Origin of the sequence: Microbacterium sp. MM2322 (assembly GCF_964186585.1) — a bacterium.
Taxonomy (GTDB): domain Bacteria; phylum Actinomycetota; class Actinomycetes; order Actinomycetales; family Microbacteriaceae; genus Microbacterium.
Genome location: NZ_OZ075067.1, coordinates 1,563,607 through 1,578,531, shown reverse-complemented (window position 1 = coordinate 1,578,531; position 14,925 = coordinate 1,563,607). Strand labels below are relative to the sequence as shown.

11 protein-coding genes are annotated in these 14,925 nt (G+C 69.8%); 8 read left to right on the top strand and 3 right to left on the bottom strand.

Going from position 1 to position 14,925, the window contains the following annotated elements; genetic code table 11:
- Positions 1-8 precede the first annotated feature (8 nt).
- A complete protein-coding gene (glgX, locus tag ABQ271_RS07710) occupies positions 9-2,108 on the bottom strand; it encodes a glycogen debranching protein GlgX (RefSeq protein WP_349308203.1) in 2,100 nt (699 codons plus the stop codon).
- Between the two features lie 51 nt (positions 2,109-2,159).
- Between glgX and ABQ271_RS07705 the strand changes: the two genes are divergently transcribed.
- Positions 2,160-3,344 (top strand): cysteine desulfurase family protein, encoded by a 1,185-nt coding sequence (locus tag ABQ271_RS07705; RefSeq protein WP_349308202.1) that lies wholly within the window; start codon positions 2,160-2,162, stop codon positions 3,342-3,344.
- Positions 3,345-3,353: 9 nt separating this feature from the next.
- Complete coding sequence (gene mnmA, locus ABQ271_RS07700) at positions 3,354-4,451, top strand: tRNA 2-thiouridine(34) synthase MnmA (RefSeq protein ID WP_349308201.1); 1,098 nt, start codon at positions 3,354-3,356, stop codon at positions 4,449-4,451.
- Here the strand turns inward: mnmA and ABQ271_RS07695 are convergent.
- Positions 4,408-5,430, bottom strand: coding sequence for a DUF1731 domain-containing protein (locus ABQ271_RS07695; protein ID WP_349308200.1), 1,023 nt, complete (start codon positions 5,428-5,430; stop codon positions 4,408-4,410). The two genes, mnmA and ABQ271_RS07695, sit on opposite strands and share 44 nt — an antisense overlap.
- A gap of 54 nt (positions 5,431-5,484) precedes the next feature.
- On the opposite strand from ABQ271_RS07695, the gene ABQ271_RS07690 reads away from it, so the two are divergent.
- Positions 5,485-6,180: a DUF4166 domain-containing protein gene (locus ABQ271_RS07690; RefSeq protein ID WP_349308199.1), complete on the top strand. Its 696-nt coding sequence runs from the start codon at positions 5,485-5,487 to the stop codon at positions 6,178-6,180.
- Entirely contained in the window at positions 6,153-8,477 is a 2,325-nt protein-coding gene (gene ligA / locus ABQ271_RS07685) for an NAD-dependent DNA ligase LigA (protein WP_349308198.1), read from the top strand. The genes ABQ271_RS07690 and ligA overlap by 28 nt, the downstream gene beginning before the upstream one ends.
- Positions 8,478-8,480: 3 nt before the next feature.
- Here the strand turns inward: ligA and ABQ271_RS07680 are convergent, their stop codons facing one another.
- Positions 8,481-10,181, bottom strand: coding sequence for a long-chain-fatty-acid--CoA ligase (locus tag ABQ271_RS07680; protein ID WP_349308197.1), 1,701 nt, complete (start codon positions 10,179-10,181; stop codon positions 8,481-8,483).
- Between the two features lie 56 nt (positions 10,182-10,237).
- Here ABQ271_RS07680 and gatC point away from each other — a divergent pair, with 56 nt between their 5' ends.
- The 4 genes from gatC to dinB all read left to right on the top strand — a co-directional run bounded on the left by gatC (position 10,238) and on the right by dinB (position 14,894).
- The gene (gene gatC / locus ABQ271_RS07675) at positions 10,238-10,537 is read left to right on the top strand and encodes an Asp-tRNA(Asn)/Glu-tRNA(Gln) amidotransferase subunit GatC (protein ID WP_311856801.1); all 300 of its coding nucleotides are present in this window, start codon (positions 10,238-10,240) and stop codon (positions 10,535-10,537) included.
- The gene (gene gatA / locus ABQ271_RS07670) at positions 10,534-12,045 is read left to right on the top strand and encodes an Asp-tRNA(Asn)/Glu-tRNA(Gln) amidotransferase subunit GatA (protein WP_349308196.1); all 1,512 of its coding nucleotides are present in this window, start codon (positions 10,534-10,536) and stop codon (positions 12,043-12,045) included. The genes gatC and gatA overlap by 4 nt, the downstream gene beginning before the upstream one ends.
- Entirely contained in the window at positions 12,045-13,562 is a 1,518-nt protein-coding gene (gatB, locus tag ABQ271_RS07665; protein ID WP_349308195.1) for an Asp-tRNA(Asn)/Glu-tRNA(Gln) amidotransferase subunit GatB, read from the top strand. Before gatA ends, gatB begins: the two co-directional genes overlap by 1 nt.
- Before the next feature lie 75 nt (positions 13,563-13,637).
- A complete protein-coding gene (gene dinB / locus ABQ271_RS07660; protein ID WP_349308194.1) occupies positions 13,638-14,894 on the top strand; it encodes a DNA polymerase IV in 1,257 nt (418 codons plus the stop codon).
- The last annotated feature ends 31 nt before the right edge of the window (positions 14,895-14,925 follow it).

The following is a 14,925-nucleotide window of genomic DNA, read 5'->3' as shown; positions in this document are numbered from 1 at the left end:
GGCCTGGATCACTCGGCCCGGAACAGGTACATTGACGTGCCCGCCGCGTGGAACGTCTCACCGGGCAGACGCACGGTCGCATCCGTGCACGGCCGCTCGTCGGCGCTCGACCACAGCGTGACGAAGCGCCGGACGCCCTGAAGCGCGGGGAGGGTGATGTCCGTGCCCTGCTCCCGGCCGTGGACGACGAGCAGGGTCCTGTTGGGAGCTTCGTGCTCCGGGGTCGACTGCGCGTCGTATTGCAGCGTGCGATGGGACGGGTCCGTCCACTGGTCGATCGACATGGTCTCACCGGTCTCGTCGTACCAGTCGATCACGGACGCACTGGGAACGACCTTCTCGGCGTGGGCGAACCGGACGGGTCGAAGAGCGGGGTTCTCCCGTCGGATGCGGGTCAGCGCCGCCACGTGCGCGCGCAGGTCCTCCTGCCACGGCTCGAGCGTCCAGTCGTACCAGGTGAGGGCGGAGTCGTGGCAGTAGGCGTTGTTGTTGCCGTGCTGGGTCCGGCCGATCTCGTCCCCTGCGGTCACCATCGGCACTCCGGCGGACAGCAGGAGCGTGCCCAGGAGGTTTCGCATCGCGCGTCGCCGCGTCGCCAGGATGCACTCGTCGTCGGTCGGGCCCTCGAAACCGTGGTTGAACGAGCGGTTGGTGTCCGCGCCGTCCCGCCCGTGCTCACCGTTCGCCTCGTTGCGCTTGACGTCGTAGGAGACCAGATCGTGGAGCGTGAAGCCGTCGTGGGCCGTGACGAAGTTGACGCTCGCCAGCGGTCCGCGGTCGGCGCTGAACGTGTTCGCGGACCCCGCCAGACGGGTCGCGAATCCGCCGATGCCGACGGGAGTCACGTCGGCGCGTCGCGAGTAGTCGATGTCGCTCAACCAGAAGTTCCGGACGCGGTCGCGGTAGCGGTCGTTCCACTCGCTCCACCCCTCGCCGAAGGCGCCCGTCTGCCAGCCACCCATGCCGACGTCCCACGGCTCCGCGATCATCTTGACGTCAGCGAGTGCCGGGTCGTCGACGATCGCACGCAGCAGAGGGTGATCCGCGGCGAAGGAGTGCGCCGCATCCCGCCCGAGCGTGGGCGCGAGGTCGAATCGGAACCCGTCGACCTGCACCTCGTTCGCCCAGTATCGGAGCGAGTCCAGGACGAGGCGGGCAGCGGCATCCGTCGATGTGTTCACCGAATTGCCGCAGCCGGTCACGTCGACGTAGGTGCCGTCGTCGGTCTGGCGGTAGTAGCCACGGTTGTCGATGCCGCGGAAGCTGGAGCGCGGCTCGCCGAGACCCTGCTCGGACGTGTGGTTGTAGACGACGTCGAGGATCACCTCGATGCCGGCCTCGTGCAGGAGCTTCACCATGCCCTTCAGCTCCCGGAGCACGGCGCTCGGCCCCTCGGCCTGGGCTGCGGCCGTCGCATAGGCGGCGTGCGGCGCGAAGAAGCCGACGGAGTTGTATCCCCAATAGTTGGTGAGACCCAGTTGCAGAAGGCGCGGTTCGCTGGCGAACGCGTGGATCGGGAGCAGTTCGACGGCGGTGACGCCGAGGCTCCGGTAGTGCTCGATCATGGCGGGGTGCGCCAGCGCTGCGTACGTCCCGTGGAGAGCCGCCGGAACGCCCGGATGCCGCTTCGTGAGGCCCTTGACGTGCGCCTCGTAGATCACCGTCCGATCGAGCGGCGTGGCGGGCTTTCGGACACCGCCCCAGTCGAAGCCTTCGTCGACGACGACGGAACGCCAGGAGTGGATGCCGGGGCTCGCGAGCCCCCGCGCGTAGGGGTCGATGAGGAGGGTCGCGGGATTGAAGGTCATGCCCGGCCCGTGCGGCCCGTCGACGCGCACGCTGTAGCGCGCCCCCGGACGCAGCTGCGGCGTCGTCACCTCCCAGACGCCGTCGCCGACGGACAGGAGAGGGAGGATGTCGACGATCCAGTCGGCATCGTCGGCGTCGAACACGACGAGCTCGACGCCGGTGGCGTCGCCCGACCAGATGCGGAGCGTTCCGACCCCGTCGTGCAGCTGCACGCCGAGTCGGTCGTAGGCGTCCGAGAGGAGCCCCGGGGCAGGGGAGTCGGACGCCGCGGTCGTCGGGTCGGCCGAGGCGGAGATCATGCGTTCTACAGTAGTGAGCAGGTGACGGGCGACAGTGTCAGGCGGAGGGCGATGGCGGTCTATCTGGACCATGCGGCATCCACCCCGCTCCGGCCCGAAGCGCGGGACGCATGGCTCGCCGCGGCCGAGCTGACGGGCAATGCCTCTTCTGTGCACGGCGCGGGGCAGGCCGCGCGCCGCGTCGTGGAGGACGCTCGCGAACGCGTCGGGGCCGTGCTCGGCTGCGACCCCATCGAGGTCGTGTTCACGTCGGGCGGGACCGAGTCGGTCAATCTCGGGATCAAGGGACCATGGTGGGCGCGGGACCCCGCCCGCTCGGCGATCGTGCTGCCGGACGGCGAGCATCACGCGACCCTCGACACGGTCGAGTGGCTCGTCGCTGCGCAGAGCGCAGAGGTGCGCGGTGTGCCGCTCGGTTCCGACGGTGCGATCGACGCGGAGGGGTTCGCGGCGGCGCTGCCCGGTGCGGCGCTCGCGACGGCGCTTGCGGCCAACAACGAGGTCGGGACGGTGTCCGACGTCGCAGCCCTCTCGGCTGCTGCGGCGGATGCGGAGGTTCCCCTTCATCTCGATGCGGTCGGCGCGATCGGTCATGCGGCGCTGCATTTTGCGGCTCTCCGCGGCCCGGGGAACGCCCCTGGCGGCCTGGTCGCCCTCAGTGTGTCCGGGCACAAGGTGGGCGCGCCCGTCGGCACCGGAGCGCTCGTCGTCTCCCGATACGCCCGGATGGGCGCTGTGCTCCACGGTGGCGGCCAGCAGCGGGGGCTCCGCTCGGGAACACCCGACGTCGCCGGTGCGGCAGCCCTGGCCGTCGCGCTCGAGCTGACCGCGGCGGAACGCGACGCCGAGGCGGACCGGCTTCGGGTTCTGGCCGATCGCCTCACCAGCGGCATCCATCGGATCGTGCCCCAGGCGTCACTGCTGGGCTCGCCTCATCGTCGCCTGCCCGGACACGTGCACGTCCTGTTCCCGGACGCGCTGGGGGAGACGTTGCTGTTCCTCCTGGATCACTCGGGAGTCCAGGTCTCGACGGGGTCGGCGTGCCAGGCAGGGATCGCCGAGCCGAGCCATGTGGTGCTGGCCCTCGGGTACGGCGACCGCGAGGCGCGCTCCGTCCTCCGGATCACCCTCGGGCGCTCGAGCACCACCGACGATGTGGATGCCTTCCTCGCGGCTCTTCCCGAGGCGCATCGCCGAGCCGCGGCATCCAGCGCTCGTGCGGCTGCACGCTCGTAGACTGGAACGATGCGTGTACTAGCGGCGATGAGCGGTGGGGTCGATTCGGCGGTCGCCGCGGCCCGGGCCGTGGACGCCGGACACGACGTCGTCGGCGTGCACCTCGCCCTCTCCCGTGCCGGGGGCACCCTCCGCACCGGCAGCCGTGGATGCTGCACCATTGAGGACGCCCTCGACGCGCGACGCGCGGCGGACCTCCTCGGCATCCCCTTCTACGTCTGGGACTTCTCGGAACGCTTCCGGGACGATGTCATCGACGACTTCATCAGCGAGTACCGCGCGGGGCGGACGCCCAACCCCTGCATGCGCTGCAACGAGAAGATCAAGTTCGCTGCCCTCCTCGAGCGCGCCCTCGAGCTCGGTTTCGACGCCGTCTGCACGGGGCATTACGCGACCCTCATCGACGGACCAGAGGGGCGTGAGCTCCACCGCGCCTCGGACGAGGCGAAGGACCAGTCCTACGTGCTCGGAGTGCTGACCGAGGAGCAACTCGCGCACACCTACTTCCCGCTCGGTACGACGCCATCGAAGGCCGTGGTGCGCGCGGAGGCGGCTGAGCGCGGCCTCACGGTCGCGCAGAAGCCCGACAGTCACGACATCTGCTTCATCCCCGACGGCGATACCCGTGGGTGGTTGGCGGAGAAGGTCGGTGCCGAGCAGGGCGACGTGCTCGACCGGGATGGCGCCGTCGTCGGCCGCCACGAGGGCGCCCACGCGTTCACCGTCGGCCAGCGGCGCGGGTTGCAGCTCGGCGTTCCCGCCCCCGACGGCAAGCCGCGGTTCGTCCTCGAAGTGCGACCCGTGTCGAACACCGTCGTCGTGGGGCCGAAGGAAGCGCTTGCGACCGCCGAGATCTCGGGCGAACGCCACAGCTGGGCCGGCCGGGCGCCGGCTGACGGCACCTTCGACTGTCACGTGCAGATCCGTGCCCACGCCGATCCGGTCCCCGCGCGGGCGACGGTCGAGGGCGGGTCGGTGACGGTCGTCCCGGAAGATCCGTTCGACGGCGTCGCCCCGGGGCAGACGGCCGTCCTCTACGACGGGACGCGCGTCATCGGGCAGTTCACGATCGCTCGGACGGTGTCTGCCGTTCCCGTCGACGCCTGATCTTCCGTCCCCGCTCGACGCTGGCGAGTGCCTCGCGCAGGTCGGTCCGCGTGAACCGGAACCCCGCGGCGAGCAGGCGCTCGGGGACGACCCACCGGCTCTTGAGAATGAGTTCCGGTTCGGTCCGCAGCACCCACATCGCGAGCTCGAGCATCCATCGCAGTGACGGCATGCCCACCGGCATCCCGACGACGTCGCGCAGATCGCGCATGAGCGTCCGGTTGTCGGATGCCTCGGGCACCGCGACGTTGACCACGCCGGCGATGTCGTCTCGGCGATCGATGAAGCGGACGGCGTCCACGACGTCGTCGATGTGCACCCAGCTGAACCGCTGACGACCCCGCGTGCGATGCCACGGCGGGCGGTCGCCCGTCGGGTCCTCGCCGATGCCGCGATAGCGACGGTGCGGCGGCACCCACCCATCGTGCTGGGGCCCGCCGAGCCCGGTGCGGGCGAGGGCCAGGAGCATTCGGGTGGCGGGACCGTCGCCGACGACGATGGCGAGACGGAGGGCGACGCGGCGCGTACCGGGGAGGTCGCCCGCGAAGAACGTGCGCTCCCAGGCTTTCGCGACGTCGACCGAGAAGCCCGTGCCGAGTTCGCCGATCGACTCGCTGTTCGGGCGGTCCATCGCGTGGCGGTAGATCGTCGCTGTCGATGCGTTCATCCACAACCGAGGCGGCACGGATGCCGCGGCCACTGCCTCGTGCAGAGCGCGCGTCGTGTCGACGCGGGAGTTCAGGATCGCATCACGATTGGCGTCGGTGTACCGGCAGTCCACGGACTTTCCGGCGAGATTGATGAGGAGATCCGCGCCGTCGACGGCCGCGGCGACGGCGTCCGGATCGTCCCACCGCACGCGCGACGAGCGTCCGATCGAGGCGACGTCGTAGCCGTCGTCGGCCAGCGACGCCACCAGGGCCTCGCCGATGAATCCGCCGGCTCCGGCGACGACGGCACGGGGTGGGGAGGCGCTCATTCTCCGACGGTACAAGGAGCGGGCGGTGGTCACGACCCGGGGTAGATTCCGATCGTGACCACCGACGACGCGGGAGCCCCGGCATCCGTCTACCAACGCGCCCTCGGCTCGACGTTCGCGGAGCTGTCTCCGGCGCTCCAGCGCTACTTCGGGGAGATCCCCGCGGGCCATGTCGGTGTCGGTGAGGGCGTCTACGACATCGTCGGCTCGCGCTACCGGCGTCGGGCCGCGTCGCTCCTGCGCTGGTCCGCGCGCCATGAGGTGCTCTTTCCCGAGATCGGGCGGGACATCCCTTTCGTCATCGAGAACCGACCGCTCACGGGGCGGCTCGCCGGATCCCGATGGTTCGGCTTCCCCGGACGAGTCCGGGTCATGCGCGACACGATGCACACCGCGGGCGACGAGATCGTCGAACGCCTCGGCCGCCGCGGCGGGCTGGAGGTGCGTCTCACGCCCCGCGTGGAGGACGGCGGCATGGTGCTCCGCTCCCGGGGGCTCGCCTGGCGAGTGCGCGGCATCCGTGTGCCGCTTCCGCGCGTCGCCGCAGTGGAGGTCCGCGAGAGCGAGGACCCCGCCGAGGCCGGTCGACAGCGCGTCGACGTCCGCCTCCGGATGCTGCTCCTCGGCGAGGTGTTCCGCTACTCGGGCTCGTTCGCTTACCGCATCGTGCCCGAGGACGACACCGTCGCGGCGGTGTCGCCGGCTCTCCCTACACTGTCGATGTGGCTGACGCAGAACTCCCCGCACTGACCCTCGACGAGGCACGCGCAGAGGCCGAGCGCCTCACCGAGAAGATCCTCGGTGCGCGGGAGGCGTACTACGGCGGCGATGTCGGACTCGTCGACGACGCCACCTACGACGCGTGGATGCATCAGCTCGAGGCGATCGAACGGGCGCACCCCGAGCTCCAGGGCCAGGACTCGCCGACCCAGACCGTCGGTGCTGCGGAATCGTCGATGTTCGCTCCCGTTGAGCACGCCGAGCGGATGCTGAGCCTCGACAACGTCTTCTCACCCGACGAGCTCCGCGAGTGGTGCACGAAGGCCGAGGCATCGGCCGGTAGGCCGGTCCAGTGGCTCACGGAGCTCAAGATCGACGGGCTCGCCATCTCCCTCCGTTACGAGAACGGCGTCCTGACCTCCGCGGCGACGCGCGGCGACGGGCGTATCGGCGAGGACGTCACGGTGAACGCGGTTCGCGTCGCAGGCATCCCGGAGCGACTGTCCGGCGACGGGCATCCGGCGATCGTCGAGGTGCGTGGCGAGGTGTTCATCCCCGTTGCGGCTTTCGAAGAACTCAACGCACTGCAGGCCCGACTCCGGGAGCGCGTCATCGCGGATGCCGCCGCGCGCCCTCGCTACGACGAGGAGAAGGCGCAGAAGAGCGCTGCCCGACGTTTTCCTGCGTTCGCCAATCCGCGCAACGCCGCCAGCGGGGGCTTGCGTCAGCAGCTCGACAAGAAGTCGGGACTCGAGCTCGAAGCCGGCGAGGCGCGACTCGCGTCGCTCCGGATGTACGTGCACGGCATCGGCGCCTGGCCCGACCCTCCCGTCGCGGCGCAGAGCGAGGTCTACGGTCTCCTGGCCGAGTGGGGGCTCCCGGTCAGCCCGTACCCGCGGACCTTCGACGACGTCGACGGGGTCCTTGCTTTCGTCGCCGAGTACGGCGAGAAACGGCACTCGGTCGCACACGAGCTCGACGGCATCGTCGTGAAGGTCGACGAGCTGTCGCTGCACGATGAGCTCGGCATGACGAGCCGAGCACCGCGGTGGGCGATCGCGTACAAGTACCCGCCCGAAGAAGTCCAGACGCGGCTGCTCGACATCATCGTCTCGGTGGGTCGCACGGGTCGCGCGACTCCCTACGCGCAGATGGCACCGGCCCTGGTGGCGGGCAGCGTCGTGCGGCAGGCGACCCTTCACAACCAGGACGTCGTGAAGGCCAAGGGCGTGCTCATCGGCGACATGATCGTCCTGCGGAAGGCCGGCGACGTCATCCCCGAGGTTCTCGGTCCCGTCGCCGAGCTTCGCGACGGCAGCGAGCGTGCTTTCGTGATGCCGACGACATGTCCTGAGTGCGGATCGACGCTCGCCCCCGCCAAAGAGGGAGACATCGACCTCCGCTGCCCGAACACGCGCGGGTGCCCGGCGCAGGTCCGCGGCCGTGTCGAGCACATCGGGTCACGGGGCGCACTCGATATCGAAGCCCTCGGCGAGGTGACGGCGGCGGCACTGACACAGCCGCTTGCGCCCCAGGATCCGGCGCTCGAGACGGAGGCCGGTCTGTTCGACCTGACCCTCGATCAGCTCGTCCCCATCGAAGTGATCGTGCGCGATTCCGAGACCGGCGAGGCCCGGAGGGACGAGGCCACCGGTGAGGTGATCCGGCGCGCACCCTTCCGACGCAACCCGAGCCCCGCCGAGAAGAAAGACCGTCTGACCGGGCCGCAGCCGTCGGCACAGGCGGTGACCCTCATCGAGGAACTCGGGAAGGCGAAGACGAAGGACCTCTGGCGATTCCTCGTGGCGCTGAACATCCGCCACGTCGGCCCCGTCGCAGCCCGCGCCCTTGCCCAGTACTTCGGTTCCCTCGATGCCATCCGCGCGGCGACGCGTGACGAGTTGGCCGCCGTCGACGGCGTCGGGGGGATCATCGCGGATGCCCTGCAGGACTGGTTCGCGCTCGACTGGCACGTCGACATCGTGGAGCGCTGGGTCGCTGCGGGGGCCCGCCTGTCGATCCCCGGGCATCCCGGCCCCGGGGCCGCCGCGGCGGCCGGCGGCGTGCTCGAGGGCGTGACCGTCGTCGCGACGGGCTCGCTCGAGGGCTACACCCGCGAGGGTGCGCAGGAGGCGATCATGCAGGCGGGCGGCAAGGCCGCCTCGAGCGTCTCGAAGAAGACCGACTTCGTCGCGGCGGGTCCCGGCGCCGGATCGAAACTCGCGAAGGCGGAGGCGCTAGGGCTCCGCATCATCGACGCTGCGCAGTTCCATCTGCTCGTGACGGAAGGACCTGGCGCCCTCGGTGATCCGCCCGCCGCGGAGTAACCCTCAGTCGGACTTCCCGAGCAGCGTGTCGCGCACCTGACGGCGGAGCACCTTGCCGATGAGCGACCGCGGCAGGTCCTCGACCGCCTCGATGCGACGCGGGACCTTGTAGGCGGTCAGGCGGGTGCGTGCGAAGGCGCGGATGTCGTCCACGTCGAGGGTCGTCACACCGGGCGCGGGGATGACGACGGCGACGACCTGCTCGCCGCTGTGCGGATCGGGGAGGCCCACGACAGCGGCATCCGCCACCTGACGGTGCTGCCGGAGCGTCGCTTCGACCTCGGTCGGAGACACGTTGAAGCCGCCGGTGACGATGAGTTCCTTGAGTCGGTCCACGACGCGGAAGAAGCCGTCCTCGTCGCGTTCGACGATGTCCCCGGTGTGGAACCAGCCGTCGACCAGGACCTTCGCCGTTTCGTCGGGCTTGCCGTAATACCCCGAGAACACCTGCGGGCCGCGGACGAGCAGCTCGCCCGGTTCCCCGGCGCCGAAGACCCGCGCGGGATCCTCCGGATCGACGACGCGCGCGTCCGTACCCGGGATCGGGATGCCGATGGTCCCCGCCTTGCGCGAGTCGGCCGGCGGGTTCACCATCAGCACGGGAGAGCATTCGCTGAGCCCGTACCCCTCGATCAGGTACCCGCCCGTCGCCTCTTCGAACGGCTCGACGAGGGCGGGGGAGAGCGCCATCGCGCCGGAGACGCCGATCTTGATGCCGCGGATCGAAGCCCCGCGCTCCTTCGCCCTCGCGAGCAGACGCTCTGCGATCGGCGGGACCAGCGGCAACACGGTCGGCGGGTGCTTCTTGATCGCGTCGATCACCATGTCGGGGTCGAACTTCGGGAACAGCACGAGTCGCGCACCCATCGACATGGCGAACGTCAGACAGAGCGTGAGCCCGTAGGCGTGGAACATCGGCAGGACCGCGTAGAACACGCATCCGTCACCCCGGACGACGGCGGGGATGAACGCCTGGCTCTGCCGTGCATTGGCGAGCAGGTTGCGGTGGCTCAGCATCGCGCCCTTCGGCGTGCCCGTCGTCCCCGAGGTGTACTGCAGGACGGCGAGGTCGTCCGTGTCGGGACGGGGGTGGGATGCCGGGAGCGGCTCGGAGCGAACGAGGTCCGACCACGACAGCGCGCCGCGCACGACCGACGTGAGGGCCTCGCGGGACTCCCTGGCCTTCTTCACGGGAAGGCGCAGCGCGAGCCGGGTGCCCAGCGGGAGCGCGGTGGTGATGTCGACGGAGATGAGCGCCTCGACGTGCAGGTCTGCGGGGAACGCCTGAACCGTCGCGACCACCTTGCTCCACACGATTGCGTGACGCGCACCGTGGTCCTGGAATTGGGTGCGGAGCTCCCGTGGCGTGTAGAGCGGATTGTGCTCGACGACGACCGCGCCGAGGCGGAGGACGGCGTAGAACGCGACGATGTGCTGCGGACAGTTCGGGAGGACGATCGCCACGCGGTCGCCCTTCTTCACCCCGAGCTTCTGCAGCCCCGCGGCGGCACGGTTCACCGCGTCCATCAGATCGGCGTAGCTCGTCTCGCGGCCGAAGAACTGCAACGCCGTCGAGTGAGGGTAGTCGCGCGCGGAGTCCTCGAGCAGATCCATGAGGGACCCGGTGACGGGCGGCAGGTCGAGGGGCACGCCCGTGTCATAGGACGCGAGCCAGGGGCGATCGGCGGAGATCGAATCGGTCACGCTCTCAGCCTAGGGCGAGCGCTCAGACGACGAGTGGCCCGAACTAGACTGGGGGAGTGTCTGAAATCACCCCCGATCTCGTGCGCCATCTTGGCGTGCTCGCCCGGATCCAGCTGAGCGACGAGGAGGTGGAACGCCTCACCGGCCAGCTCGATGCGATCGTCGACAACATCGCCAAGGTCTCCGAGGTCGCCACCCCCGACGTCGCCGCCACGAGCCACCCGATCCCGCTGAGCAACGTGTTCCGCCCCGACGTGCCCGGCGACATGCTGAGCCTCGACGAGGTGCTCCAGAACGCACCGGATGCCGCCGACGGCCGCTTCCGCGTCACCGCGATCCTGGGGGAGGAGCAGTGAGCGACATCCTCAAGCTGACCGCTGCGGACCTGTCGGCGAAGCTCCGCTCCGGCGAGGTCTCGAGCGTCGAGGCCACGCAGGCTCACCTCGATCGCATCGCCGCCGTCGACGGCGATGTCCACGCCTTCCTCCACGTGTCCGATCACGCGGTGGACGTCGCGGCCGACATCGACCGCCGTCGAGCCGCGGGCGAGGAACTTGGCGAGCTCGCCGGGGTTCCGCTCGCCATCAAGGACGTGCTCGTCACGACCGACATGCCCTCCACGAGCGGGTCGAAGATCCTCGAGGGCTACATGTCGCCCTACGACGCGACCGTCGTCGCTCGCGCCCGCGCCGCCGGCCTCGTGCCGCTCGGCAAGACGAACATGGACGAGTTCGCGATGGGCTCCTCGACCGAGCACTCCGCTTATGGTCCGACCCACAACCCGTGGGACCTCGACCGGATCCCCGGCGGCTCGGGCGGCGGCTCCGCCGCTGCCGTCGCGGCCTTCGAAGCGCCGCTCGCCCTCGGTTCCGACACGGGCGGCTCGATCCGTCAGCCCGCCCACGTCACCGGCACCGTCGGCATGAAGCCGACCTACGGCGGCGTCAGCCGATACGGCGCGATCGCCCTGGCATCGAGCCTCGACCAGGTCGGTCCCGTCTCCCGCACGGTCCTCGACTCGGCCCTCCTTCACGACGTCATCGGCGGGCACGACCCGCACGACGCGACGTCGCTGACGGACGCCTGGCCCTCCTTCGCCGCTGCCGCCCGAGAGGGCGCCACCGGCGACGTGCTGAAGGGTCTCAAAGTCGGCGTCATCCGGGAACTCGACGACTCGGGCTTCCAGAAGGGTGTCTCGGAGTCCTTCCGCGCGTCGCTCGCTGCCATGGCGGCCGCCGGCGCCGAGATCGTCGAGGTCAGCGCACCCCACTTCGAGTACGGGGTCGCCGCCTACTACCTGATCCTCCCTGCGGAGGCCTCCAGCAACCTCGCGAAGTTCGACTCCGTGCGCTTCGGCATGCGCGTCAACGTCCCCGGCGGCACCGTGGAGGACGTCATGGCGGCTACCCGCGACGCCGGGTTCGGCGACGAGGTCAAGCGCCGCGTCATCCTGGGCACCTACGCGCTGTCGGCGGGCTACTACGACGCCTACTACGGCAGCGCACAGAAGGTGCGGACCCTGATCCAGCGCGACTTCGACGAGGCTTTCGCCCAGGTCGATGTCATCGCGACGCCGTCGGCGCCCACCACGGCGTTCCGTCTCGGCGAGAAGCTGAACGACCCGATCCAGATGTACCTCAACGACGTGACGACGATCCCGGTCAACCTCGCGGGCGTCCCCGGGATCTCGATTCCCTCGGGTCTCGCGGCGGAGGACGGGTTGCCCGTCGGCATCCAGTTCGTCGCCCCCGCCCGTGAAGACGCACGTCTGTACCGCGTCGGCGCGGCCCTCGAGGCCCTGCTCGTCGACAGCTGGGGCGGTCCGCTGCTGGACCGCGCCCCGATCCTCGGAGGAGCCCGCTGATGGCCAAGGACGCGCTGATGGACTTCGACAAAGCACTCGAGCTCTTCGAGCCGGTGCTGGGCTTCGAGGTGCACGTCGAGCTCAACACCGAGACCAAGATGTTCTCGCCGGCGGCCAACCCGGCGCACGAGGCGAACCACGACGCAGCTCCCAACACGCTCGTCGCCCCGGTCGACATGGGCCTGCCCGGTTCGCTGCCGGTGGTCAACGAGACCGCCGTGCGGTACTCGATCAGCTTGGGTCTCGCGCTCGGCTGCTCGATCGCGCCGTCGAGCCGGTTCGCGCGGAAGAACTACTTCTACCCCGACCTCGGCAAGAACTACCAGATCTCGCAGTACGACGAACCGATCGCGTTCGAGGGCAGCGTCGAGATCGAACTCGAGGGCGGTGACGTGATCGTCATCCCCATCGAGCGCGCGCACATGGAGGAGGATGCCGGCAAGCTCACCCACATGGGCGGCTCGACCGGACGCATCCAGGGCGCCGAGTATTCGCTCGTCGACTACAACCGCGCGGGCGTCCCGCTCGTCGAGATCGTCACGAAGCCGATCTTCGGCACCGAGCACCGTGCCCCGGAGGTCGCGAAGGCCTACGTCGCCGCGATCCGCGACATCGTGCGGTCGCTGGGGATCTCCGAGGCCCGGATGGAGCGCGGGAACCTCCGTTGCGATGCGAACGTCTCGCTCCGCCCGCGGGGGCAGGAGAAGCTCGGCACCCGTACCGAGACGAAGAACGTCAACTCGATGCGCTCGGTCGAACGCGCCGTTCGCTACGAGATCCAGCGTCAGGCGGAGATCCTCGCCGGCGGCGGAACGATCACGCAGGAGACGAGGCACTGGCACGAGGACACGGGCCGCACATCGCCGGGACGTCCGAAGTCGGATGCCGACGACTACCGCTACTTCCCTGAGCCCGACCTCCTTCCCGTCGAGCCGTCGGAGGAGCTGATCGAGGAGCTCCGTGCGGCGCTTCCCGAAGCGCCCTCGGTGTACCGCCGTCGGCTCAAGACCGACTGGGGCTTCACCGACCTGGAGTTCCAGGACGTCGCCAACGGCGGTCTGCTGGCCGAAGTCGAGGCGACGATCGCGGCGGGTGCGTCACCGGCATCCGCTCGCAAGTGGTGGACGGGTGAGATCACCCGCCTCGCGAACGCGCAGGGCGCCGAACCCGCTGCGCTCGTGACGCCTGAGTCGGTCGCGGAGCTGCAGAAGCTGGTCGATGCGGGAACCCTCACCGACAAGCTGGCCCGCCAGGTGCTCGAGGGCGTCATCGCGGGGGAGGGGACGCCGCAGGAGGTCGTCGACGCTCGCGGCCTCGCCGTCGTCTCGGATGACGGCGCCCTGATCGCCGCGATCGACGACGCCCTCGCGGCGCAGCCCGATGTGCTCGCGAAGATCCAGGACGGCAAGGTCCAAGCGGCGGGTGCCGTCATCGGCGCCGTCATGAAGGCCATGAAGGGCCAGGCGGACGCGGCTCGCGTGCGGGAGCTCATCCTGGAGCGCGCCGGCCAGTCCTGACATCTCGTCGCACGATGCCGCCGCACCGATCTTCCGCACGGGGACGGTGTCGGCGGCATCGTCGACAATAGGGGTATGGGACGCGGCGACGGCACGGGACGTATCGTCTCCGCCGACGGTGCGGACGACACGGGGACCCGCATCCTCCACGTCGACATGGACGCGTTCTACGCCGCCGTGGAGGTCCTCTACGACCCCTCGCTAGCGGGTAAGCCGCTGATCGTCGGGGGCATGGAGGGGCGAGGCGTCGTCTCCAGTGCGTCTTATGAAGCGCGGCGCTTCGGCGTGCGGTCGGCGATGTCGGTCGGGCGGGCGCTCCAGCTTTGTCCCCAGGCGATCGTGGTCGTCCCGCGGTTCGAGAGGTACTCGGAGCTGTCGAAGAAGGTCATGGCGATCTTCCGCGACATCACACCGCTCGTTGAGCCGCTGTCGATCGACGAGGCCTTCCTCGACGTGAGCGGCGCGCGACGACTGTGGGGGAGTCCGGGGGAGATCGCGCTCATGGTGCGACGCCGTGTGCTCGAGGAGACGGGACTCACGTGCAGTGTCGGCGTCGCCGCGACGAAGCATGTCGCGAAGATCGCCTCGACCGTGTCGAAGCCCGATGGCTTGCTCATCGTGAGTGAGCCGGATACGCAGGCCTTCCTCGCGGCACGGCCGGTCGGGGCACTCTGGGGAGTGGGTCCGAAGGCCGTCGAGGCTCTCGACGCGCGCGGCATCCGGATGGTGTCCGACGTCCTGAACACGCCACGTGGCGTGCTCGACAGGGCCTTGGGCCCGGCGATGGGCGCGCGTATCTGGCAGTTGGCCCGCGGGATCGACCCGCGCTCGGTGCAGACCGAGCACACCGAGAAGAGCGTCGGACACGAGGAGACGTTCCTCGAAGACGTGTCCGACACGGCCATGCTCCGGAGCGAGTTCCGTCGATTGGCCGACCGGGTCGCTTCTCGATTGCGCGCCGGCGGATGGGAAGCGCGGACCATCGCGATCAAGGTGCGCTTCGCTGATTTCACGACTCTCTCCCGCTCCGTGAGCGTTCCGGAACCCACCAACGTCGGTCAGCGGATCGGCGACGTCGCCCTGGAACTCTTCGAGAAGATCGACCTTGTCCAACCCGTCCGCCTGATCGGTGTGCGCGGCGAGAAGCTCACCGGCGACGGCATGGGGGGACTCGCCCTCTGGGACGACGACGCCGAATGGCGCCGCGTGGACGCAGCTCTCGACGATGCGCGGTCACGGTTCGGCCGCGGAGCCGTGACTCGCGCGAGCACGCTGGGACCGCGACGCGATGTCAACGCACTGCCCACGAATCCGCGGCCCGCTCGCGACTGATCAGATTCACGCAACCCCCTGTATTCACGGG

Coding starts and splice junctions, on each gene's coding strand:
- dinB (WP_349308194.1), top strand. CDS start 13,638: ATGGGACGCGGCGACGGCACGGGACGTATCGTCTCCGCCGACGGTGCG.
- gatB (WP_349308195.1), top strand. CDS start 12,045: ATGGCCAAGGACGCGCTGATGGACTTCGACAAAGCACTCGAGCTCTTC.
- mnmA (WP_349308201.1), top strand. CDS start 3,354: ATGCGTGTACTAGCGGCGATGAGCGGTGGGGTCGATTCGGCGGTCGCC.
- ABQ271_RS07695 (WP_349308200.1), bottom strand. CDS start 5,430: ATGAGCGCCTCCCCACCCCGTGCCGTCGTCGCCGGAGCCGGCGGATTC.
- glgX (WP_349308203.1), bottom strand. CDS start 2,108: ATGATCTCCGCCTCGGCCGACCCGACGACCGCGGCGTCCGACTCCCCT.
- ABQ271_RS07705 (WP_349308202.1), top strand. CDS start 2,160: ATGGCGGTCTATCTGGACCATGCGGCATCCACCCCGCTCCGGCCCGAA.